General features: G+C 34.3%; 27 protein-coding genes. 10 read left to right on the top strand and 17 right to left on the bottom strand.

Features of this window, described 5'->3' with window-relative positions; translation table 11 throughout:
* Nucleotides 1-26: 26 nt before the first annotated feature.
* Complete coding sequence (locus tag PHV22_RS06120; RefSeq protein WP_295021672.1) at nt 27-728, top strand: tetratricopeptide repeat protein; 702 nt, start codon at nt 27-29, stop codon at nt 726-728.
* A 23-nt stretch (nt 729-751) separates the two neighbouring features.
* Here the strand turns inward: PHV22_RS06120 and PHV22_RS06115 are convergent, their stop codons facing one another.
* The 13 genes from PHV22_RS06115 to PHV22_RS06055 form a co-directional block, all read right to left on the bottom strand.
* Nucleotides 752-1,441, bottom strand: a complete 690-nt coding sequence (locus PHV22_RS06115; protein ID WP_295021674.1) for a response regulator transcription factor — start codon at nt 1,439-1,441, stop codon at nt 752-754.
* Nucleotides 1,428-2,939 (bottom strand): MBL fold metallo-hydrolase, encoded by a 1,512-nt coding sequence (locus tag PHV22_RS06110; RefSeq protein WP_295022337.1) that lies wholly within the window; start codon nt 2,937-2,939, stop codon nt 1,428-1,430. Before PHV22_RS06110 ends, PHV22_RS06115 begins: the two co-directional genes overlap by 14 nt.
* Before the next feature lies 1 nt (nt 2,940).
* Nucleotides 2,941-3,672 carry a uroporphyrinogen-III C-methyltransferase gene (gene cobA, locus PHV22_RS06105; RefSeq protein WP_295021675.1) on the bottom strand — a complete coding sequence of 244 codons (732 nt, stop codon included), beginning with the start codon at nt 3,670-3,672 and terminating at the stop codon, nt 2,941-2,943.
* Nucleotides 3,672-4,823, bottom strand: a complete 1,152-nt coding sequence (locus PHV22_RS06100) for a cytochrome D1 domain-containing protein (RefSeq protein WP_295021677.1) — start codon at nt 4,821-4,823, stop codon at nt 3,672-3,674. The genes cobA and PHV22_RS06100 overlap by 1 nt, the downstream gene beginning before the upstream one ends.
* Nucleotides 4,816-5,943 (bottom strand): radical SAM protein, encoded by a 1,128-nt coding sequence (locus PHV22_RS06095; protein WP_295021678.1) that lies wholly within the window; start codon nt 5,941-5,943, stop codon nt 4,816-4,818. The genes PHV22_RS06100 and PHV22_RS06095 overlap by 8 nt, the downstream gene beginning before the upstream one ends.
* Nucleotides 5,943-6,248 (bottom strand): cytochrome c, encoded by a 306-nt coding sequence (locus tag PHV22_RS06090; protein WP_295021680.1) that lies wholly within the window; start codon nt 6,246-6,248, stop codon nt 5,943-5,945. Before PHV22_RS06090 ends, PHV22_RS06095 begins: the two co-directional genes overlap by 1 nt.
* A gap of 177 nt (nt 6,249-6,425) precedes the next feature.
* Nucleotides 6,426-8,066, bottom strand: coding sequence for a nitrite reductase (locus PHV22_RS06085; protein ID WP_295021682.1), 1,641 nt, complete (start codon nt 8,064-8,066; stop codon nt 6,426-6,428).
* Nucleotides 8,067-8,132: 66 nt separating this feature from the next.
* The gene (locus PHV22_RS06080) at nt 8,133-8,288 is read right to left on the bottom strand and encodes a hypothetical protein (protein ID WP_295021684.1); all 156 of its coding nucleotides are present in this window, start codon (nt 8,286-8,288) and stop codon (nt 8,133-8,135) included.
* Between the two features lie 10 nt (nt 8,289-8,298).
* Nucleotides 8,299-9,723: a cbb3-type cytochrome c oxidase subunit I gene (locus PHV22_RS06075; RefSeq protein ID WP_295021686.1), complete on the bottom strand. Its 1,425-nt coding sequence runs from the start codon at nt 9,721-9,723 to the stop codon at nt 8,299-8,301.
* Nucleotides 9,713-10,279 carry a c-type cytochrome gene (locus PHV22_RS06070; protein WP_295021688.1) on the bottom strand — a complete coding sequence of 189 codons (567 nt, stop codon included), beginning with the start codon at nt 10,277-10,279 and terminating at the stop codon, nt 9,713-9,715. The genes PHV22_RS06075 and PHV22_RS06070 overlap by 11 nt, the downstream gene beginning before the upstream one ends.
* A 163-nt stretch (nt 10,280-10,442) precedes the next feature.
* Nucleotides 10,443-10,769, bottom strand: a complete 327-nt coding sequence (locus PHV22_RS06065; protein WP_295021690.1) for a hypothetical protein — start codon at nt 10,767-10,769, stop codon at nt 10,443-10,445.
* A gap of 174 nt (nt 10,770-10,943) precedes the next feature.
* Entirely contained in the window at nt 10,944-11,135 is a 192-nt protein-coding gene (locus tag PHV22_RS06060; RefSeq protein ID WP_295021692.1) for a hypothetical protein, read from the bottom strand.
* Between the two features lie 170 nt (nt 11,136-11,305).
* Nucleotides 11,306-12,118: an SDR family oxidoreductase gene (locus PHV22_RS06055; RefSeq protein ID WP_295021694.1), complete on the bottom strand. Its 813-nt coding sequence runs from the start codon at nt 12,116-12,118 to the stop codon at nt 11,306-11,308.
* 127 nt (nt 12,119-12,245) lie between these two features.
* Between PHV22_RS06055 and PHV22_RS06050 the strand changes: the two genes are divergently transcribed.
* Both PHV22_RS06050 and PHV22_RS06045 read left to right on the top strand, forming a co-directional pair.
* Entirely contained in the window at nt 12,246-13,142 is an 897-nt protein-coding gene (locus PHV22_RS06050; protein WP_299946384.1) for a glycosyl transferase, read from the top strand.
* Entirely contained in the window at nt 13,135-14,364 is a 1,230-nt protein-coding gene (locus tag PHV22_RS06045; protein WP_295021698.1) for an MFS transporter, read from the top strand. Before PHV22_RS06050 ends, PHV22_RS06045 begins: the two co-directional genes overlap by 8 nt.
* Before the next feature lie 49 nt (nt 14,365-14,413).
* Here the strand turns inward: PHV22_RS06045 and PHV22_RS06040 are convergent, their stop codons facing one another.
* Both PHV22_RS06040 and PHV22_RS06035 read right to left on the bottom strand, forming a co-directional pair.
* Complete coding sequence (locus tag PHV22_RS06040) at nt 14,414-14,791, bottom strand: hypothetical protein (RefSeq protein ID WP_295021700.1); 378 nt, start codon at nt 14,789-14,791, stop codon at nt 14,414-14,416.
* On the bottom strand, nt 14,788-15,357 hold the full coding sequence (locus PHV22_RS06035; protein ID WP_295021702.1) for a bifunctional precorrin-2 dehydrogenase/sirohydrochlorin ferrochelatase: 570 nt from the start codon (nt 15,355-15,357) through the stop codon (nt 14,788-14,790). The genes PHV22_RS06040 and PHV22_RS06035 overlap by 4 nt, the downstream gene beginning before the upstream one ends.
* Before the next feature lie 117 nt (nt 15,358-15,474).
* Here PHV22_RS06035 and PHV22_RS06030 point away from each other — a divergent pair, with 117 nt between their 5' ends.
* From PHV22_RS06030 to PHV22_RS06010, 5 genes are read left to right on the top strand one after another with little or no spacing between them, the layout of a single operon-like run.
* A complete protein-coding gene (locus PHV22_RS06030) occupies nt 15,475-16,494 on the top strand; it encodes an Lrp/AsnC family transcriptional regulator (protein ID WP_295021704.1) in 1,020 nt (339 codons plus the stop codon).
* 55 nt (nt 16,495-16,549) lie between these two features.
* Nucleotides 16,550-16,981 carry a hypothetical protein gene (locus PHV22_RS06025; RefSeq protein ID WP_295021706.1) on the top strand — a complete coding sequence of 144 codons (432 nt, stop codon included), beginning with the start codon at nt 16,550-16,552 and terminating at the stop codon, nt 16,979-16,981.
* Between the two features lie 29 nt (nt 16,982-17,010).
* The gene (locus PHV22_RS06020; RefSeq protein WP_295021708.1) at nt 17,011-17,187 is read left to right on the top strand and encodes a hypothetical protein; all 177 of its coding nucleotides are present in this window, start codon (nt 17,011-17,013) and stop codon (nt 17,185-17,187) included.
* Nucleotides 17,184-17,477, top strand: coding sequence for a hypothetical protein (locus PHV22_RS06015; protein WP_295021710.1), 294 nt, complete (start codon nt 17,184-17,186; stop codon nt 17,475-17,477). The genes PHV22_RS06020 and PHV22_RS06015 overlap by 4 nt, the downstream gene beginning before the upstream one ends.
* Nucleotides 17,478-18,170, top strand: coding sequence for a hypothetical protein (locus PHV22_RS06010; RefSeq protein ID WP_295021712.1), 693 nt, complete (start codon nt 17,478-17,480; stop codon nt 18,168-18,170).
* Between the two features lie 12 nt (nt 18,171-18,182).
* On the opposite strand, the gene PHV22_RS06005 is transcribed toward PHV22_RS06010, so the two are convergent.
* Nucleotides 18,183-18,398: a hypothetical protein gene (locus tag PHV22_RS06005; protein WP_295021714.1), complete on the bottom strand. Its 216-nt coding sequence runs from the start codon at nt 18,396-18,398 to the stop codon at nt 18,183-18,185.
* Nucleotides 18,399-18,485: 87 nt separating this feature from the next.
* Here PHV22_RS06005 and PHV22_RS06000 point away from each other — a divergent pair, with 87 nt between their 5' ends.
* The gene (locus tag PHV22_RS06000) at nt 18,486-19,994 is read left to right on the top strand and encodes a class II aldolase/adducin family protein (RefSeq protein ID WP_295021716.1); all 1,509 of its coding nucleotides are present in this window, start codon (nt 18,486-18,488) and stop codon (nt 19,992-19,994) included.
* Here the strand turns inward: PHV22_RS06000 and PHV22_RS05995 are convergent.
* Nucleotides 19,986-20,432 (bottom strand): hypothetical protein, encoded by a 447-nt coding sequence (locus PHV22_RS05995; protein ID WP_295021718.1) that lies wholly within the window; start codon nt 20,430-20,432, stop codon nt 19,986-19,988. The two genes, PHV22_RS06000 and PHV22_RS05995, sit on opposite strands and share 9 nt — an antisense overlap.
* A gap of 221 nt (nt 20,433-20,653) precedes the next feature.
* Between PHV22_RS05995 and PHV22_RS05990 the strand changes: the two genes are divergently transcribed.
* Complete coding sequence (locus tag PHV22_RS05990) at nt 20,654-22,561, top strand: GGDEF domain-containing protein (RefSeq protein ID WP_295021720.1); 1,908 nt, start codon at nt 20,654-20,656, stop codon at nt 22,559-22,561.
* Nucleotide 22,562 lies beyond the last annotated feature (1 nt).

The raw sequence follows: 22,562 nt of genomic DNA, 5'->3' as shown, positions 1-22,562 counted from the left end.
ATTGAAAAAAATATTAGGGAGTATATATGTTTAGAGTTTTTATTATTGGATTTTTACTGTTTTTTAATCTCTATGGAATTGATAGCGATGCTTTAAAAGCTTTTAAAAATAAAGAGTATGCGAAAGCTTTTGAGCTTTATGAGAAGAGTGCACAAGATGGAGATAGTGCGTCACAGAGTGCACTTAGTTATCTTTATGCAAATGGTCTGGGAGTTGAAAAGGATACCAAAAAATCAATCTTTTGGCTTGAAAAAGCAGCTGATGGATTTAACGCTTCGGCACAATATGATATTGGTATGATGTACTTGGATGGCTATAATGTTGAGCAAAATAAAACAAAAGCACTTAATTACCTAAGTAAATCTTCAAAATTAAACAATCCAAACGCCAAATTTAATTTAGCGTTAATGTACTATAAGGGCGATGCAGTTGATATAAATGCAACAAAAACAGCTGAACTTCTAGAGAGTGCCGCGCTACAAGGACACAAAGAGGCTATAAAAAATGTTGGCCGCTTATATATGCAGATACTAAAATTTGATAAAGCATCAAAATGGCTAGAGATTAACGCCAAAGACGGAGATAAAGAGGCGTATTATCTTCTTGCTGAAATATATTGTGAGCAATCAAAATTTAAACAGGCGAAAAAGTGGGCAAAAAAATCTATGGAAGATGGTAATCCAAAAGCTTCAGCGCTATATGAAAAGTATAAACTAAATAAGTACTGAAAACTTTTGGGTATCAAGAGAGTCTAAAATTGGGCTATCTTGTATCCAGCACCATAAATATTAATAATCACATCCTCTGAGAGTTTTATGCGAAGTCTTTTCATAAGAGAGGTTATCGCGCTGTTTGAAAACTCTTTATCACCCTTTTTTTGCCAAAGATGTTTAAAAATTTCTTGTGAAGAGAAAATATGATTCGGTTGGGATAAAAGTAGTTTTATAATTTCATACTCTTTTTTTACTAGCTTAATCTCTTTGTTCTTGAATATTAGCGTATCGCCGTTTTTGCTCCAGTATGTATTTTCACTTAAGCGAATTTGTCTTTGAGTTTTTCTGATTAGCTCTACACTATCCATAAGTGTTTTTTTTAACATATCGGTTTTTATTGGTTTTATGAGATATGCCTCTAGCTGAAGTTTAATTGCTTCAAGTAGTTTTTCTTGCTCAGAATGGGCGCTCATTATGATGATTTTAGTCTCTTTATCTTTTTCTCTGATTTTAGAAATAAGTGATAGTCCATCAAGATTCGGCATATTTATATCTGTTAATATTATGTTTGGACGCTTCTGCGTATAGATATCTAGTGCCTTTATGCCATCCTCTGCTCTATAAACTCTACTAAAGAATATTTCTAAATACTCTACAATATATTCGCACAACTCTGTTTCATCTTCAGCTACCAGTATAGATATGTCATTGATTTTATCTATTGTCATTTTTCATCTTTATTGTAAACTTAGCACCATTACCGCTATTTTTTGCGCTTAAAGTACCATTCATCTTATCTTGGATAATCATTTTTGCTATATAGAGCCCAAGTCCTGTCCCAATAGATTTGTGTTTTGTTGTAAAATAGGGATCAAAAATTTTAGATACATTTCCATCACTAATCCCGCCACAGTCGTCTTCTATTGTTACTGTCGAGAAGAATTCATTGCTTTTTTGTGAGATTATAATGTTAACATCCTTTGGAGCTTCACTTATAATAATATCGTTTATATTTGATAGTATAGATACAATAACCTGCACAAACTCATTAATAAGTCCATATAGCTTATTGTTATCATTAAGGTCAAGAGTTACATTCACTTTGGTATTTTTATGAGAAAAACTTACTATTTCAAGCGCTTTTTTGATGGCATCTGAGATTAAAAATAGAGAACACCCTCTGTTTGGTTTATAATAGTTCATAAAATCGTCAATGGTATCAGACATATATACTATCCTCTCTTCCATTCTAGTGAGCTTTTGCGCAATTTCCTCTTTTGTTAATATATTTGCACCATTTTTCTCTTTTAAGATTGAAACAGAGGCGTTTATAATAGCCAAAGGTTGTCGCCATTGATGGGCAATATTACCAATCATCTCTCCAATTTCTGCCCTTTTTGATTGCTCAAAAAGTAGTAAATCTCTCTCTTTTAATATTTGCTCCTTGTTTTGGAGCTCTTTTATAGTGTCTATGAGTTCTCGGTTGTATCCGCTCTCTATATAAAGTCCACAATCTAGATTTTTCATATCTTTAATTAGTTTATAAATATACTTCTTTTCTATTATGGAACCGTGCTGAGGGGCAATTATTTCTATATCTAGTTTTTCTATTTTATTTAGTGCATAATTAAAGATATCCTTGCTTGGCATATACTCTTGATGAAATAGTTTTGCCTTAAAAAAATATGTCTCATCTGCATAAAATTCCCATGACTCCTCTATCCCGCCAAAAATATCACCTGAAAAAAGTGTTTTACTTAGTGGGTCATAACTAACAAAGGCACCAGGAGAGTGACAATATGGAGTTGTGTAAAATTCAAGTCTAAATCCACTGCTTGTTATTAATTCGTTATTTCTTTTGTCTATCTCATAATATTTGGAGCTTATCTTATAGTGTTTGATTAACGGAGATATTCTAGAGTGTGTTACAATAAGCAGGTCATCTCTGTTTATTAATTTTTCTATCTCTGGAACTGCTGCTGCTAAATCTGGATCTTGATGATGAAGTATGATATATTTTATATCTTTTATATCAATAATGCTTTTTATTTTTCTAACGGTTTCATCAAACTCAAGCATTGAGCCAGGGTCAATAAGGATTGAATCATTGCCGTTTTTTATAAGATATGAGTGACACTGAAATGGGTCATTCGGCAGTTGCATACCAACCCAATATATATTTGGTGCGATTTGCACCGCCTCATTTGTGTCTGGTCTCTTAAGCATCTCACTCAAACCACTTTAGCTGCTCTCTTAGTTCTACTACTTTTCCAACAACAATTAACGCTGGAGTAGGGACATCTTTGGCTATTTCAACGATATTTTCAAGTGTTCCAACAACAACACTCTGATCTTTTGTTGTTCCTTTTGAGATTACAGCACACGGGCAATCGCTAGATTTCCCAATGCCTATGAGCTTTTTACTTATTTTGGGTAGATTATGAAGTCCCATTAAGAAAATAATAGTATCGTCAGTTTTAAATGTCTCCCAAGGGATTTGTGACTCTTTTTTATGTGGAGATTCATGCCCTGTAACGACTCTAAAGCTAACAGCAACACCGCGGTGAGTTACGGGAATTCCAGCATATGCAGGAGCACTTATTGCAGAGGTTATTCCTGGAATAATATCAAACTTTATACCTCTTTCAAGTAGATATATTGCCTCTTCGCCACCACGACCAAAAACAAACGGGTCACCACCTTTTAGGCGTACTACACTCTCATGTTTTAGTGCATTTTGATAAATAATTTCGTTTATATCATCTTGAGGAACAATGTGTTTGCCATCCTCTTTTCCTACATAGACAAACTCACATCCACTTTTTGCTTCTTCAAGAATTTCTGGATTTGCTAGACGGTCATATATAATAACATCAGCATCTTTGATGACCCTTAGTGCTTTTATGGTTAAGAGTTCTATGTCCCCAGGACCAGCGCCAGTTAAATAAACTCTACCCATTATTTAGTTCCTTCATAGATAAAAATACCAGATGGCTTATTTATGCCAAATAGTTCACGAGCTAAATACCACTCTTTAGTGTTAATAACTGCAACTTTGTTTGTGTCGTTTACAGATAGATATAAATTCGGTCTTAGATTTGACCATCTTGCATGTAAAACTTTTCCGTCAAACTCAAATCTTTTAATAATTTTTAGTGTTTGTGTATCAATGATTTGAACCACCGGAAATTTGTCCCCACTAAATGTTACCACCATGTATTTTTGATCAGGGCTAAGAGCGGTAAACACCGGAAGACCTTCTGTTTCAATGCTTTTTACAAATTTAAAGTCAGATGTATAAACTAAAACCTTGTTATTGCCAACAGCTGGGATGAAAACATTCCCCTCGCTTATGCTCCAAAAGCCAAAATGTGGAACTTTTAAAACAGGCTTTCTGTCTTCAAGTAGGATTTTAATTTTTGAGTACTCCATAGTGTCAAGATTTACAACACCAAAAAAGTCGCTTTTGAAAAATCCAACAATAAAGTTATTGTTTTTTATCATTGCGTCAAATGGCATTGTTCCAACATTTTCAAACTCTTTAAAAATCTCAAAATTTGGAAGTGTTTTGCCATCGTTTTTATCTTTTAATATAGTAATTTTGTCGTTATCCATCTGAGCAAATATCAGGTAATCTTTGTAAGCTTTAATTCCAACATTTTTTGAATTAGTGCTAAATGATTTTATAGGGTTTAAGTTTCTATCTAAAATGTCTACACTTTTTTTAGCATAGTTTGCCACTGCTATATAGTTTTTCTCAACCGTAAACCCAATTGCACTATCACTTGTTTTAAAATCTTTTATAACTTTTTCTGTCTCCGGATTAAATTTAATAACATACCCATCTCTAGAGATAGCATAGCCATCTTTGCCATCAAACTTAACAACGCCATGACTCATATCATGCATGCCATCTAAATGACCTTTGGTTAATCCAGTTTCAACTATGGCAAGAGAACTTTTCTCTCTCTCAACTATAAACAGCTTCTCTTCTTTATCTAAATCACTAAGAATAGGGTTTAGTGACTGTGCACAAAGTGAAGAGAAGGCTATTAAAAGCGCTAGCGCAATAGAAATTATTGGTAGTTTTTTATTCATAATATTAGTCATTTTCTCTCTTTCTCTCTTTCTCTGTTAAGTAGCACGATGGATCTTCACTCCACAAATCGCCAGTTACTGCATAAGCTCTTGCTCTTGAGCCGCCATTACATATATCTATCTGCTCGCAATCTGAACAAATTCCGCTGATATATGTGCGTGGATGAACTCTTAGTTTATCAAGTAGCTCGCCGCCCTTCCAAATATCGCCAAAATCTTTTTCTATAATATTGCCGGCTGTAAAAGGAAAAAATGGGTCTGGTCTTACATCGCCTTCACTATTTATGTTTAACAATTTTCTTCCAGCACTATTCCCGCCCCAACTAACCAATCTCTCTCTCATGATGCTTTTCAACTCTGGATATTTAAGAGCAAATTCATTTAAAAAGAGAATTGCATCTTGCTCCATGTTTCCAGTTACTATCTCTATATCCCTGCCTGTTTCGTAATACTCAAACGCTTTTTTTAAGATAAACTCAACAGAGCCTCTTCTTTGCTCTTTAGTTAAATCCATTTTTAGATTATCAAGTCCTCGTCCAGAATAGACAAGATGTGATATATATATTTTTGGGATATTTTCTTTCTCTGCTAAGTCAAAGATATACTCCAGAGAGTTTATGGTTTCTTTCGTTACAGTAAAACGAATACCAACCTTGGCTCCAGTTGCATTGGCCAACTGCACAGCTTTCAGCGTCTCTCTAAAAGCACCTTTTAAGCCACGAAAGTAGTCGTGTGTAGACTCATCACCATCAATACTTATACCAACATAATCAAAAGTGTCAACAATTCTTTGGACATTGCTTTTTGTAAAGTATAGACCATTGCTTGAAAGATAAGTAACTATCTTGTTCTCTTTACAAAAATCAGCAATCTCAAACAGGTCTTTTCTTGTGAGTGGCTCTCCACCAGAGAAGATAATAAACTTAACACCATTCTCTTTCATCTCTAAAATAGTTTTTTTTATCTGCTCTGTAGTAAGCGTATCGATTTCATCAAGAGTTGATTTTGAGTAGCAGTGAAGGCATGAGAGATTACATCTATTTGTAAAATTCCATATCGCAATAGAGCCATTTAATACCCTCTCCGGCTTATTTTCTACTACGGAAGCTATTAGGTTTGATAGTCTAAACATTATTTACCTTTGTATGTAAGAATATATTTTGCGACAACTTCTCTCTCTTTGTCTGTTAGTGTTAGTTTTGTCATAGCGGTTCGTTTATATCCAAATGCTTTATACATTGATTCTGGATCTGTTATGTATGCCTGAATCTCTTCAAGCGAACGCTTTTTTGCTATTTCGTTAAATGGAGGACCAAATGCCATGGCTGTCTGATGGTGACAACCCCAACAATATTTTTCAAAAACAGCTTTTCCTTCTGGCTCGGCTGACAGGGAACAAGAGAGGGCAACCGATAAAATAAGTATAATTTTTTTCATAATAAATCTTTCGTTTTGTTCATTATTCTAACAAAAATAAACTTGAATTATGCACTATAAGTAGGCTAAATTATTAAATTAAATGATATATAAGATTTTATTGGTATTTAAAAAAGGATAGAGGATTATATAGAGCGTTTTATAAATTTTCTCTCCAAAAAGGAGAGAAGGTGCAAATTATGCGCCTGGTATAGTTTGTCTGTGCTCAATAGAGTAAGTGAAAGTAGGAGTTGTTAAACCTTCGATATATTTAACAAATTTTCCTGTCTCAGCTTCATAGATACCGATACGACCTGCATTCCACTCAGAAACCATTTGCCAGTGACCATGGTTTGCTGGCTCAGCGTGAAGGATACGAGGAGTTAAAACTTTTCCATCTTTGTCTTTAACCGTAGGAACTTTCCACTCATGCATAACTTTGTGAGTTACAGGGTGAGTAATAGTACCTTTTTCGGTGCCAACAGTAAGAATTCTGTCTAGCTCAAGAGTTTGCTTGTTAATCAAGTGAATTTGATTCCATGCAGACTCTCCACCGATAACATTGTCAGCCCAAAGGAACGGAGTATGCTCGGATGTACCAATAAATAGACCACCACCAGCAGTTGGGATTTGACGAATTACGTCAAAATTGCTATCCCAGATAGTTACTTGACCTAAGTTCATGTTAACAGTAGCACCAAGTTGTTGTCTTAAACCTTCATTGTACCAAGAAGAACCTTGACCTGGATGTGGCTTAGATGATGGACCTGTATAGATTTTTGTAACTAAAGATTTAGTTTTAAAGTCTACAACACCAACAACATCAGAACCTTGAGATGCAATGAATAGATAACGACCAATCTCTTTTCCTTCATTTAAGAAACCATCATGAAGAATTTCACCAATATTTGGAATATCTCCAACAATTGGATAGTTCGGTTTAGAGTAATCTACGATATAAACATGCCCACCGTCTTTAAGTGCGAATGCAATATAAGGACCGTACGGAGTATCAAAAATACCAGCTACACGAGATGAATCGATGTCACCATTTGCTTTTATTACGCTTGATGTTGGGTAAACTTTTAATGGCTCAAGAGTCATAGCGTCCATTAAGATAGCTCCGCCTGGTACATAGTTTCCAGCCATTAGGAATTTTCCATCTGGAGAAACTGCAAGACCACGAGAGTCAGAACCAACTTGAACTTCAGCAATTTTTTGTTGACCTGGAGTATTTAAGTCGAACATTGTTACTAAACCTGAACGAGAGATTGAGTAAGCATAACGAGGTTGGCGCTTGTTAGTTACTGTAACATGCACAGCAAAACCAGCTGGGTGCTTAGATAAGATTTTACCGTTAGTACCATCAACGAAAGCAACACGCTCAGCATCTCTCTCTGTTACGAAACAGATATCTGTATTTCTGACAACATCCGTTGGATTTGGATATTTTGTGAAAAATGCCATTCTATCGTTAAGTTTTTTCCATCCACTTTTTACAGCATCTAAAGTAAGTGTATCAATTTTTTTACCTTTAAAGTGTTGAATATAATCAACCATTTTATCAGCATCAGCTTTTGAGAACTTCTCTTTAAATTGTGGCATTGCTGTACCAGCTCTACCATTTAAAATTGTATCAGCAAGTGCGTAAGAATTTTTCTTAGCAACAACCGCAGGACGAAGGTCTGAACCAACACCACCTTCGTGGTTAGGACCATGACAGCCTTGACACTCTTTTTCAAAAACTTTTTCAACATCCATTGCAGATGTATCAGCAAGTAAACCAGAACTAACAACCGCTAAAGTAGCAACAGACATAACTAATTTATTTAATCTCATTTTATTTCTCCTTCTAAAATTAGACATTTAGGGCCCAAAGGCCCAGGAACTATTTCACTAAAATAATTAGTGATTTTCTTTTTCTAAACGAGCTTTCTCTTGTTTGTAGATCCAAAACATTGGAAGTACTATAAAAGTGTGTAAAAAGATTGTTAGAGTCATAGGACCTTGGTTTAACCAACCAAAGAAACTAGGAACAATATCTACAAATGGTTCAAACATAACTGTCTCCTTAACGTTCGTGATGAGTAGCTTTACCGATACTCAATAAATCTGTTACAAGAATTACGAAACCTAAGAATGTAACTATACCCATTATAAGTCTCCAATCCATACCTTGCGCAAACCAAACACTTGCTTGACTATCAAAGTAACCTGACCAACTAGCACCCATTTGAGCACGCTCAACAAGAACTTGAACATATCCAGACATAGTAAGCGCTGCAGTCATACCAAGTACACCACCAAATATCATACTAGTTGCCCAGATAGATTTTTTAGTTGCATGCATAACTTTAATACCGTGCTTACCTTGAACAGCTATATAAAACATACCTATCAAGATAGTTGCATAAGCTCCAAAGAACGCTAAGTGACCGTGCGCCGATGTAAACTGTGTACCGTGTGTATAAAGGTTAACTTGTGGGAATGTATGAAAGAATCCCCATACACCAGCACCCAAGAAGTTACCAAGAGCTTGTAGTACGAACCAAGTAAATGCAGGTTTGTTAGCTATAACAGAAACCTCTTTTCCTTGTGCTTCTTGTGCACCTTGTTGTTTACCCCAGTCATATAGTACATGGATGAACATAGCAACAAGTGGTAATGGCTCTAGTGCACTAAATAGTGCTCCAATTTCCCACCAGTATTCAGGTGTTCCAATCCAGAAGTAGTGGTGACCGATACCTAAGATACCTGAACCAAATAACATAGCTACTTCAATCCATAACCACATTTCTACAACTTTACGATGTGCTCCAATCATAGTGATAAGACCATAAGCAGCAATCGAACCAACGAAAACTTCCCAAGTAGCCTCAACCCACAAGTGAATTACCCACCACCACCAGTATTGATCAATAGAGATATTATCAGTATAACCCATACCAGCTAAGTAGATACCAGCAAATGCTAGCATATCAGCCATAAGTACAGTAACGATACCTGAACGGTTACCTTTCATTCCTGTTGCATAAAGGTTATATACAAAACCAAGAACAACAACAACAATACCAATATCAGCCCAACGAGGTGCTTCTAAGTATTCACGACCTTCATTGATAAACCAGATAGTAGTTTGATCTGCTGGTCCAACTTGAACTAATAGATATACAAGAACAACAATAACGATTGCTGCTGCAAATACCCAGAAAAGTAATTTTCCAAGTCCAATTCCTACTGTTTCAATACCTGTTTCATCAGGTAATAACCAATAAACTGAACCCATCATTGCAAATACCATCCATACAACAAGTGCATTAATATGTATCATTCTAGCAACAGAAAAGTCAACTATTTCAAATAAGAAACCTGGCATTACATATTGAAATGCAGCTACTAGACCAAACACCAACTGCGCGCCAAAAATAATTGCAGCAAAAGTAAAATACCATGTTGCTAGTTTTTTTGATTCTGTAGTTAAATAATTATTTGCCATGAACCGCTCCTTGAATTTTTGCGAAGTTTCTCGGGAAACCATTTGTATCAATTGATGTCATATGTTTCAAGAAAGCTACCAAACCTTTAGCCTCTGCAGCTGTAATACCAAGATTTGGCATCATACGAGCGTGAGTAGGGTATTGCGATGGATGTTGTAAGAATTCAGCCATTGCTTCTTCTTTTGTACTTTTTCCTGTCATTGATTGCATTGAACCTTCTGGTCCCCACGCTGGATCTAACCAAGCTTTAGTTAAATCTGGTGCATAATATGCTCCATTTCCAAGAAGTGTATGACAATTCATACAGTTTTTTGATTGAGAAGCTAATTTACCTAAAGCAAGTAGTTCCATAGCCTCATCTTGGCTCCAGTCATCACGACCAAAGAATTTCTCTTTTTCTTGAAAAGCTGAAGTTCCTTCTGCATTCATTCCGCCAATTACTGGAATTTCATGTCCACGCTTAGTGTTCATTTCATAAGTAATCTTGTAGTTAATAACCGTTGGTCCTGGAACCCTCTTAGTTACACCATTTTGTAAATCAGCATCATTACCCATCTTTATTTGTGGTATCGTATCAAACGTTAACCAAATGAGTAAGATTGATGCGAAGCCCGTAATCCAAGCTGCTGAGCGTTGCCAGAAACGATTGTCACTCCATACAGTTTTTTTAGCCACTGTGTACCCTCCTATAAATTATAAGTTTGCATATATACTAAATCTAGTGTTCATTTTCTTCATGAACTCGATTTTGCATGTGATAAACCGCATGTGGAAGCAATAACAATCCAATAGCGGCCATAACTAAAGCCTTGCCCGTAAAATCGTTGACATGCATTAAGCTTCCCATTAGATATAAACAGTAATCAGTTAATATCCAAAAAATGTAAGCAAAAAGCATGGCCCATTTTTTAAGCAGCCCAACTTTTACAGCCGTATATATACCAACATAGAATCCTCCAAATACTAAAACAAGAGAAGAAGATATAAATATTGTTAAAAAATCATTAGCAATAATATCTTGAATTATTATAGTCTCTTGAACCATCTTCAAACCCCCTTCAATTGTTATACTTTTTCAGAATCACATAGAATTTTAGTTTGATTTAGATTAAACTTTGTTGATATATATCAAGTTTCAAACTTAATTTAAATTTTAAGATTTGTTTTATAATTGTTGTAACTATATGAAACATATTATAAGGAAAACTTAATAATATAGCTAGATAAAATGTAGTAGCGTGGACATAGTTAGCGTAAACAGTATTGTAAATATAATCATCACCAATCGTTTTGTTCTCTCACTAATACAATATTTTTCTTCAAGATACTCGCCAATCTTAATTCCAGGATATACGGAAAAAAGTAGCATTGGAACACCCATTACGAGAATCATAACTATATCTTGAATCATTTTGAACTCTTTTAAATAATTTTTTTAAGTAGAATTATATCAGCGACTAACTCTTTAAATATCTTAAATTTTAAAAACTTTTAGAAATTCGTAAAAACGCGCACTTTCTCAGATGCACGCGGACTTATTATGGGTATGGAATGATTATTTTTTATGTTTAAAAAAATCAGTTAGAGGCTAAAAGTATCTCTGATTTTTTGCTCAAAATCTTTGTCGCTTAGCTCTTTTCTTAACGGCACAAAAGTTACTGCTTCTGCGCCTACCGGCACTGAAATATCAGCATTTTCATCCTCAATAATCATCTTTATGGCGTCAGCTATTGGTTGTGCAGAGGGGCCCTCGTTTATGGCTTTTGCAACTATTGGAACAAAGTGAGATACTAACTCTTTGTATGGAGAAGTTTCGCTTGTTGTTTTAGCATTTGCAACTAATCCTTTTTTAACAAAATTTGTGCCAAAAAGGCCTGACTGGATTGAGTGTACTCTTATGCCAAATGGAAGTACCTCAAATCTTAAAGAGTCTACAATCCCCTCAACAGCATACTTTGAAGCATTATAATGAGATAAAAGAGGAAGGCCCATCTTTCCTAAAAACGAACTGATGTTAATTATCACTCCGCTTTTTGCCTCTCTCATATATGGAAGAACTTCTCTTGTTGTTTTGATAAGTCCAAATACATTTACATCAAATTGGTTAAAAATTTCTTCATCAGTTCCATCTTCAAGCGTTGATAAAAGACCATATCCTGCGTTATTTACAAGGACATCAATTTTTCCCTCGTTTTTAATGATTAAATTTACCGCGTTTTTTATACTCTCTGTTTTTGTTACATCAACATAAATATTTTTTAGTTTTGCATTATCTGATATTGCAACTTTATCTCTTGTTCCGGCATAAACTACGTATCCGTTATCAGATAAAAATTTTGCACTTATTTCGCCCATCCCTGAAGAAGCACCTGTGATTAAAACAACTTTTGACATTCTTGAATCCTTATATTATTTTGTAGCTTATTATATAAAATATCAAACAATGTTTTGTTATCTGATATTAAGTAAATAAGTATATCATACACAAAAAATAAAAAAATTGTAAAAAGTGAGTAAAAATATGGATTTTTTTAAGTATATACATGCAGTAGGAACAGGTGTAAAAGGAAATAGAGATTTAACTTTTGAAGAGTCAAAAGATATGATGGAGCAGATTTTAAAGAGAAGTGCTCACAATGAACAAATAGCAGCATTTTTACTTGGGTGGAGACTAAAACCAGAGACGACAGAGGAGTTTAGAGGCGCCGTTGAAGCCTGCGATGGGTTTATAAGAAAGACAACGGTTGAAAACTCACTTGAACTAGGATATCCATTTGATGGCAAAGAGAACAATCCCTATATGTTTCCGTTGGTGGCAAAACTGCTAAAAGATTCTGAGCTCAATATTGTTGTGATTGGTGATGATTTAACACCTGCGAAAAAAGGGATAACATTAAAAAATATAGCTACAAACATAGAGCTTAGCAGCAATATTCACTATTTTGATAGAGCAGATTTTTTTAAAGAGATGCACGAATTAACCAATCTTCGTATGAGGCTTGGTCTTCGTTCGGGATTAAATACTATTGAAAAGCTCCCAAGAGTTGCAAATAGCGAATATGCAATGACTGGCGTGTTTCATAAACCTTATGTAAAAAAATATGTTGAAACTTTTTCAGATAGATATAAAAGATTTGCTCTGCTTCAAGGTAACGAAGGAACTCCAGAGCTTTTTAGTAAGGGTCGCTTGTGGATAGTAAAAGGTGCAGAAGTTGAAGAGATTATCATAGAGACTGAGAGATACGGGATAAATTACACAAAATCTTGGGATGCAATCACCCTTGATGAGTCGTTGGAGCAGATAAATAACCCATCATCAGAATTTTTAAAACTTGCAAAATTAAACGCAGCGATTTCACTTTTTGTTTGCGATAAGGTAAAAAGTATTGATGAGGGCTTTGAAAAATTAAATGGATAAATTCTCTAACCATGTAAAAAATATTTTACATGGCTTCTTTTTGGCTATTGGTACAACAATAGCTGAGCCATCAACTATCTTACCTTTGATTGTGAATTACTTTGGTGGAAGTTCTATGCTTGTTGGTTTTTTTGCATCTCTTCTTCGTGGTGGAGCTATTGTAGTTCAGCTTTTTGCTGCCTTTCATGCGCAAAGTTACCAACTTATGTTGCCATATCTTCGTCGTATTTTCTTTATTAGATTTTTATCATGGTTTTTTATTGGTATTGCTATTGTTATTTTTGGTAAAGATTACCCAAATCTAACACTTTTTTTTATGGGATTAGGGTTATTTTTATTCTCATTTAGTGCTGGATTTGCTGCAATATATTTTAGGGAGATTATGGCTAAGATATTTAGCCATAAATTTCGTGGAAAAACTATGGCATATCGTCAATTTTTTAGTGGTGCAGGAGGACTTCTCAGTGGCGCGTTGGCGGCTTGGATTTTAGAATCTTTCACTCCGCCATATAGCTATGGCTATCTTTTTATCATCAGCTCATTTATCATGGGCTTTGGTTATTTGGCATTTTCTTTGGTTGATGAGCCAATTAAAAAGGAGACATCTAAAAAAGAGAGTTCATTTAAGGAATTTTTGCATAATTCTTGGGTGCTTTTAAAGGCTGATAAGAATCTTCAAATCCAGATAACAACCTTTCTTTTGGCATATGGATACCTGATTGCTTTGCCATTTATCATCTTAGATGCAAAAACGAAGATAGATCTTGATGGAGTTGCTATTGGTAGCTTGATTACTACTCAAATGGTTGGCGCAATGGTTAGTAATTTTTTGTGGGGGAAGCTTAGTGGAAGTGATAAAAACAGACTAACGGCGCAAATCTCAATACTTTTCCAGCTTGGAGCAATAGCTATAGCACTAAACGCATCTTCGCTATTTGAGTATTCACTTATCTTTTTTATAATTGGTGCATCAATGGATGGAAGTCGCATTGCCTCAAGTAATCTTATACTAAAAATTGCACCACCACAAAAAAGACCAATTTACATAGCGCTTCAGATGAATATTGTCTCTTTAGGAATGTTTTTTTCTATAATCGGCGGGGTGATTTTGCACTATTTTAATTATACGATTTTATATAACAGTGCAATTTTAACTCTGCTTGGGGCGCTCTATTTCTCTCTTAAACTAAAAGAAAATCTTCTAAATCAATCTTCAGACTAAAGCTAGTTAGTTCTTGAAAAATTTTAAGTTAGTTGGATTTGAAGATATCTTAAATTCCGTAAAACCTTTTAACAAAAGCTCTCTCTTTTTCTGTTTCAATTAAAACTTTACCAACGGTTTGATTTTTCTCATCAGAGATTGAAATTTCATTTCCATCTATTTTAAAATGCTCCTTACCCCATTGTCCCTCTACTTCATCAAATCTAAAAAGAACCTCTTTTGAACTTGGTTTCTCTTTTGTGTTGTCTCGCTTATCTAAAATTTCTAGTCCGCCAACTCTTTTTTCCATCTCGTATGGACTATAAACATGTAGGGCTTTGTAGATTCGAGCCTCTTTTGCTGGAGGCATTGCTCGTTGCATTGAAACTATTCCTAAAATAAGAAATGCTGTAAAAAATACGAAAATTAAAACTTTTTTTTGTGTCATCTGTTGCTCCATGTTTTTATATATTTGCTTGCTTTTTCTTCAAGCATCTTCATTCTCTCTTTGCCTTTTGGCAATGTTGTTCTTAGTTCTCTCATCTCTCTTAGAAATTCACCAATTGTTGTGGGAATTAAATTTTCTATATATGCTCTTAACTGTTTTGCCATGGCTGGAGAGGCCCCAGAAGTTGATACAGCGATAGTTAGGTCATCTTTTTTTATATAAGATGGAAATATAAAATCACAATAATCCACAGAGTCAACAGAGTTACATAGGCAGTTGTAGAGTTTTGATTCTGCAAAAATTTTAGCTTGCAGCGAAATGTCGTCAACCGCGACAATAACGACAGCAAAATCTTTTATATCACCTACCTCATAAGCTCTTTTTTCAAAACAGAGAGATTTTTCTTTGATGGTTTTTGTCATCTCTTCGGATAGTTCCATCGAAATAATCGAAATATCAGTAGTAAAATCAAGCAGATGTTCTAACTTTTCATAAGCTATATAGCCTCCACCAACGATTAGGATTTTTTTATTATCAAGTTTTAAAAAGGCCGGAAAATAACTCATTTCTCTCACTTATTACTCTGTTTATTTGACATAGTATCACATAATTTTAAATATTTTAAATTGATAAAAATCAACTACTATTAATTAAAACTATAATAGAATCGACAAAATAAAAGTATGAACGGAAATATAAGCAGTATGAAAGATGAAATTTTATCCAGAATCCAGAAAAAATTCCCACTTGTGGCAAGGCCATTTAAAGAGATAGCAGATGAGCTAAATATGAGAGAAGGAGAAGTTCTCTCTATTTTACAAGAGCAAAAAAAAGCAAATATTATTCGTCAAACTTCAGCAATTTTTGATACAAAAAGATTAGGCTATATCTCATCATTGGTTGCTTTTAAAGTTGCAGCGGACAAGATAAGTGATGCTGTAAAAATTATCAACTCTCACCCTGGAATCTCTCATAACTATGAGAGAAATCATGATTTTAATATCTGGTTTACTTTGGCAGTTGCGCCAAACTCTAAATTTGGACTAGAAAAAACTCTAGAGATATTAGCTAAAGCAACAGGAGCAGATGACTATATAATGCTTCCTACGCTAAAGTTATTTAAAATAAGTGTGAAGTTAAATACAACCGGAAAAGATGAGAAAAAAGAGGAAGTAAAAAGAGTTCAGCATACTGAAATAGAGATGACACCTCTTCATCACGCAATCATTAGAAGTGTTCAATATGACATAGACATAGTAGAAGAGCCATTTAAAAAGATTATTGATGAGCTTGGAATTGATTATGATAAATTTTTTCTTACACTTCAAGAGCTTCAAGAGGCTGGCGTTATGAGAAGATTTGCTTCAATCTTAAACCATAGAAAAGCAGGATTTAGCGCAAATGCAATGGTTGTATGGGATATAGACGAGACAAGAGGTGAAGAGATTGGTGAGAAGGCAGCTGCATTTAGTGCTGTAAGCCACTGCTATCTTCGTCCAAAATATCCAAACTGGCAATATAATCTTTTTACAATGGTTCATGGAAAAAGCACGGATGAGACAAGTGCCATCATCGCAGATATGGCTAAAGAGATAGAAGCAAAAAGCTATATGCCACTTTACAGTTCACGCGAATTTAAAAAAGTTCGTATTGATTACTTCTCTCCAGAGTTTGATATTTGGGAAGATAAATATAGCAATTAATTTTTCTTGCTAAGAGACATAGTTTTAATAAAATAAGATAATAACAGGAGACAAAATGGAACTTTTTTTAGAATTAGAGGCAGCGTATATAGTAATAGGTATTTTTATATTGAGCGTAACAGCTTTTGTTACATCAAGAGATTTTGTACCAAGAGGGGCTTTCAAGAAAGGAATGTCATTTGTTGGTGCTTTTGTTGCCATTATGATAGGCCTTCATTACAGCACAACAACTTCAAGAATGACAGAGGTTGAAGGACTTTTCAACTCTGGTAAAACTATTATTTGTGAAAATAAAATGCGCCGTACAATTTCAAAATCTGTTTTACTATCAAAAGAGCAGGGGTGGAGAGTAGAAAATCATCTTTTTAAGAATCCTGAGTATGAGAGAGATTTTCATACTGCAAGATGTGTTGGCTGGCTTGGTAGTGAACCGCAGATGGAGATAGAAAAAACCGACAGATTTAAGCTCAAGCCAGATGCAAAATAAAAATGAGAAAGGTACTAAAGCGATATGCAATGGCGCTATTTTTATTGATAGCTGTTTCAGCTTTGATGGTGCTTAGTACAATTGGTGTTAAAAGTTTCAGCGATAAGATAGTTAAAAATGCAAATATAAAAGAGGATATTGACACTATGGCAAAAGGCACAGATGCAAAAGAAGGTCTTATACCAAAAAGGGAGGCAACTAAATGAGTTTAGCAATTTTACTGAGTGTAGCAGCACTGCTTAGTATAGGTTTTCACTTTCTTGGAGTATATACAGGATCAAAAAAAACTGTTTGGATAATGCTTGTTTTTTTATGGTCGGTAGCAATTGGCACAGCAATGAACGAAATTAAACCAGCTGGATATGATGATATTAAGAAAATGAAGGGTAAGTTTAGTGACACCGATAAGCTTATAGAAGAAGCGATGCCTAAAGTTTCACTTTATGAGATGATAGTGATTAAGAAGAGCTATCAAACTAACAATCCTCAAAAATAGATGCTAAAGAAGATTGGGATAGTTGGATGTGGCTGGTTAGGTCAACCGCTTGCCACTCTGCTCTCGCAGGATTTTGCAGTTGAGTGTTTTGTTCGCAATAAAATAGAAGAAAACTCCTCTTTTTGGCAAAACGACATCATAATAGTTGCAATAAACACAAAAGACAACTATCTTGTAGCACTTCGTAATATTGCAAAACTTACAAATCCAGCCTCAAATATAATACTTATGAGTTCCACTTCGGTTTATAAGGAGTTTAATAATGAGATTAATGAGAGTGTTGAGATAAAAGGGCTAAGCCTTCAAAAAGAAGCAGAAGATTTGATGAGCAGTTTAAGGGATAATTTGTTGATACTTAGACTTGGCGGCCTAATGGGGGACGACAGAGTTGCTGGAAAATGGAAAAGTATCTCTGCTTTTGAGGATGGAAAAGTAAACTATATTCATAAAGACGATGTCATAAATATCACGAAAATCATGATAGAGAAAAACATTATAAAGGGTATTTATAATCTTGTCGCACCAATCCATCCGCTTCGCTCAAAGGTACATGAAAAAAATAGTAAAGATTTTGGATTTGAGTTTGGGAGTTTTAGTGGTATGACAAATCGCGTGGTCTCTTCGCAAAAACTAATAAAAGAGCTGGACTATAACTTCTTGTATCCAAACCCATTGGAGTTTTGGAGTAAATAATTCTATTTTGGCTTAGTTGTTTTTTGCTAAAGTTATAAAATCTATCTCTTCTTTTATGCTAGAGACTTTGTCGTTCGCCTTATCAACAGCTTTTTTATCATCTTCATAGTTTCCTGTACTAAATGTATATCCACTTCCTTTTAAAGTACAACCTTTCATCCCTGGTAGGCACTCTTTGCTGAGAAGTTTGCAGTAACCTTTATAATCATGCTGACAACTCCAACCCATCTTAGCTCCTTATCTTTTCTAAAATTATAACAAGCTATAATAAATATTATTTCATCCAAAAGATTAGCAAAAAAAGGTTACTAAAAAATGAAAAGTTTATATAACGACGCAGAAGCAAAAAAATATAAAATAGACTTAGATTTAAGAGTTTATACATCGAGGTTGTTAGGTGCAGATACATCGTTGGTTTTGCATGGCGGTGGGAATACTTCTGTAAAATCGACAGCTACGGACTCTTGCGGTGATGTAGTTGATGTTCTTTTGGTGAAGGGCAGTGGTTGGGATTTGGAGACTATTAAGGCTGAGGGTTTTGCTAGCGTTAGAATGGATGCACTTTTAAAAATGGCGGAGTTAAAGGAGCTAAGCGATAAGGATATGGTTAAGGGGCAAAGAGCAGCCATGATTGATCAGAGTGCTCCAAATCCATCTGTTGAGGCTATTTTACACGCTATTATCCCTTTTAAATTTGTGGATCACACTCATGCTGATGCAGTTGTAACTATCACAAACACACAAAATGGTGAAGAGAAGATTAAAGAGCTTTTTGGGGAAAAAGTTTTGATTATTCCATATATTATGCCTGGATTTGTTCTTGCAAAACTTGTTTATGAGATGACAAGAGATGTGGATTGGAACAGTTTAGAGGGTATCGTTCTTATGAACCATGGACTATTTACCTTTAGTGATGATGCAAAAATATCTTACGAGAAAACTATAGAACTAGTTGATATGGCGGAGAATTATCTGTTTAAGAGAGGCGCGGTTTTAGATATTCAAAACCAAAGCACAACCGCAGATCTTTTGGAGCTTGCAAAAATCAGAAAAGAGGTCTCGCTCATAAAAGAAAGCAGTATTATCTCTGTGTTAAATGATAGCAAAGAGGCGATATATTTTTCAAAACAAAACATTGAAAAGATTGCTATAAAAGGTCCTCTCACGCCAGATCATGTTATAAGAACAAAGAGAGTCCCAGTAATACTTACGGATGAGTTTGAGAAGGAGTTACAAAACTTTGTAGAAGATTACAAGCAATATTTTTTAGAGAACAAAAAAGATGAGATACTTTTAAATCCTGCCCCAAATTTTGCAATACTAAAGGGCAAAGGAAGCCTCTCTTTTGGTAAAAATGCAAAAGAGGCAAATATCATAAAAGATATAAACAACCACTCATTCGAGGCGATTTTAAAGGCAGAGAAGCTTGGTGGATACAAGGCGCTTGGGCAAAAAGAGATTTTTGAAGTTGAGTATTGGTCGTTAGAGCAGGCAAAACTGAAAAAGAGTAGTGATGAACTAGAATATGGTGGAAAAATAGTAATCATAGTCGACGCCGTAGATGAAAAAGCTCGGGAGAAGGCTTTTGAGTTGAGCAAAAAAGGAGCAGTTGTTATTGCAATTGATACAAATTGTGAAGTTGAGAAAATATTTTCTACTGGAGATATTATTGGCGTGAAATGCGATACTGATAGTGATGAGGATATAAAATCACTCATCTCTTTTGTTGTAAAAAGTTTTGGTGGAATCGATATGCTTATTGCAGACAAGCTGCAATACAAGAAGCTTGCTGAAGAGTGCACACCATTTTTGGAGCTATCTTAATCGCTCCATTCTCTTTATATTTTCTGGCATTTTATCCAGAGCAAACTCTTTTTGACTTCCTATGTAACTTGGGTATTTGTACCCTTTTGATGTCATAATTGTATAGAGTTCTTGCAGATATTCATTTTCTATTTTTCCATATTTTACATCCATCTCTTTGGCGATTCTTAGAAAAAAAGTTAGTAAAATAAGTTGAGTTTTTTCATTTATAGAACTACCATATATGACTGATTCAAACTCTTTTTTCATAGTTAAGATATTGTATTCGCACTCTATATCTAATTTCTGGGCATCTTCTGTCGCCATATAATCTAGGATGTTAAGAATAAGATTAAGAAACAACATGTTAGTTTTATCAATTATTACATTTTCTCTGCAGAGTTTTTCTCTGTATTTAGCTATATCTGGTTGTATCTGTTTAAAATAGGCTTCGACCATAAAATCTCCTTTATCTGTTTTTTTGGGATAAAATTATAACACACTCTTATCTTTAAGGGTGTAATTATAATTTATAAGAAAGGGTAAATTTATTTTTGTTGTCTACTGTCAACAATAAAAACAGGCATTATGTGTATAATATAAACAGAAGGAAAGTGAAATTTAGCATCTCTCTTTGGTGTAGTAGCTATCTTCAGTCTTAATTAAAAAAGAAGAAGTTAATGAGAAAATATATAGTTTTATTTGTGTCTCTTTTTATTATGGCGCTTGGGGCTCATTTTCTTGTGCTTAGTATGTATATTCAAAGTAAAAAAAATGACTTTTTACAACTACATAACAAGAGTGCTATAAAAAGTTTTGAGATAGTTGGAAGTAATTTCAGTAGACTATCAGAGAGTATATTTAATACAGCTATAAATAAGCCGTATGTTTTAGAGAAGATGATAAAAGCATATGGCACTCAAGATGAAAAGAATAGTGCAAGAAGTGAGCTATATGAGGAGCTCTTTGATGAATATACTTATCTGAGAGGGCTTGGTATAGTACAGCTACATTTCCAGCTGAGAAATAGTGAATCTTTTTTGCGTTTTGAAAACCCTGAAAAATATGGGGATAACTTAACTTATACTCGCAAAAGTGTTGAGTGGACAAATGCAAATCAGACTAAGACAGAGGGTTTTGAAGAGGGAGTTTTTTATAATGGATTTCGTTATATTTTTCCGCTTATAAAAATTGATGGCACAAAAAAAGAGCATCTTGGAAGTGTTGAATTTACTTTTAGCCCTTACGCCTTTATTAATGACCTCATAAACTATCAAGATATAAAAGCTGAATTTATAGTAAGTTCTAATGATGATACTAAAAAAAATATTGTTACGCCTACAGAACTAAGATACACAGAGAGTCCTTTTGATGGCTTTATGTATGAAAAAAGCATAAAAAAAGAGCTAAACAATAATATAAAAAAGATAGAGATAGAAAAAATAACAAAAAGTGATAGCAGCAGAGCAAGTAGAGATATTTTTAAGGGAGATGTTTTTTCAATTCCATCAGGAGATTCTTTTTCAGTTTTTACTTTTATACCTATAAAAAATTCAGTTTCTAAAAAAGTAGTCTCCGCAATAATTCTACAAGAGAACAGTGATGAAATCAAAGAATTAGACAACCAGTTTTTTCTATTTTTATTTAGTGGTTATGGAGTTATTTTAATGGCGATACTTTATATTTATCGAGAGGTAAACTCTAGGGTCAAATTTCAGAATATTTCTAAAAAAACACAAAAAATTCTTGATGCACAAGAGGCAATAGTTGTAATACTTGATAGAGCTGGAGTTATCAGTGTAAATAGAAAGTTTCTTAATTTTTTTGGGTGTAGTAGCTTAAGCGATTTTAAGGCGAAAAATAGATGTATTTGTGAAAGATTTGAACAAAATGATAAGTTTTTTCATATAGGCAAAGTAAAAAACGATGGTTTTTGGATAGATGCGCTCTCTGAACTAAGTGATAGAGAGCATATAGTTTCCATGAAAGATAAAAACAATAAATTTCATTCATTCGCAATTTTTATAAATAGCATCGATAATAGTTACATAGTCTCTTTTTCTGATATAAGTGAGACTATGCGTGAACACTTTTCACTAGAGCAAAAAGCCATGCATGATAGCTTAACGAATGCCTATAATAGGGAATACTTTCAAGAAAATATAAATTTCATTATAGAAGAGAGTTGTAAAAAAGAGCTACATGTTGGAGTGGTTATGTTTGATATAGATTACTTTAAAAATGTCAATGACACTTATGGACACAGCGTTGGTGATTTTGTGCTTAAGTATCTGGTTTGGAGTGTTGGAAATGTTATTCGCAGTGAAGATTTGCTTATAAGATGGGGAGGGGAGGAGTTTTTGCTTATCATTCAAACAAAATCAATAGAGGAGCTAATCTTAATTACTCAAAAAATAAGAGAGACAATAGAGGGAGAAGATTTTAAGGAAGTTAAGCAGATAACATGCAGCTTTGGAGTCACGCTCCATATGGATAATGAAGATATTTCAAATAGCATAAAAAGAGCTGACGATGCACTTTATGAGGCAAAAGAGAGTGGAAGAAACAGAGTTGTCTCAAAGGTATAAA

The organism is Sulfurimonas sp., from assembly GCF_028713515.1.
In the GTDB taxonomy this organism is placed as follows: Bacteria; Campylobacterota; Campylobacteria; order Campylobacterales; family Sulfurimonadaceae; genus Sulfurimonas.
This window is presented reverse-complemented; position numbering and strand designations above follow the sequence as displayed.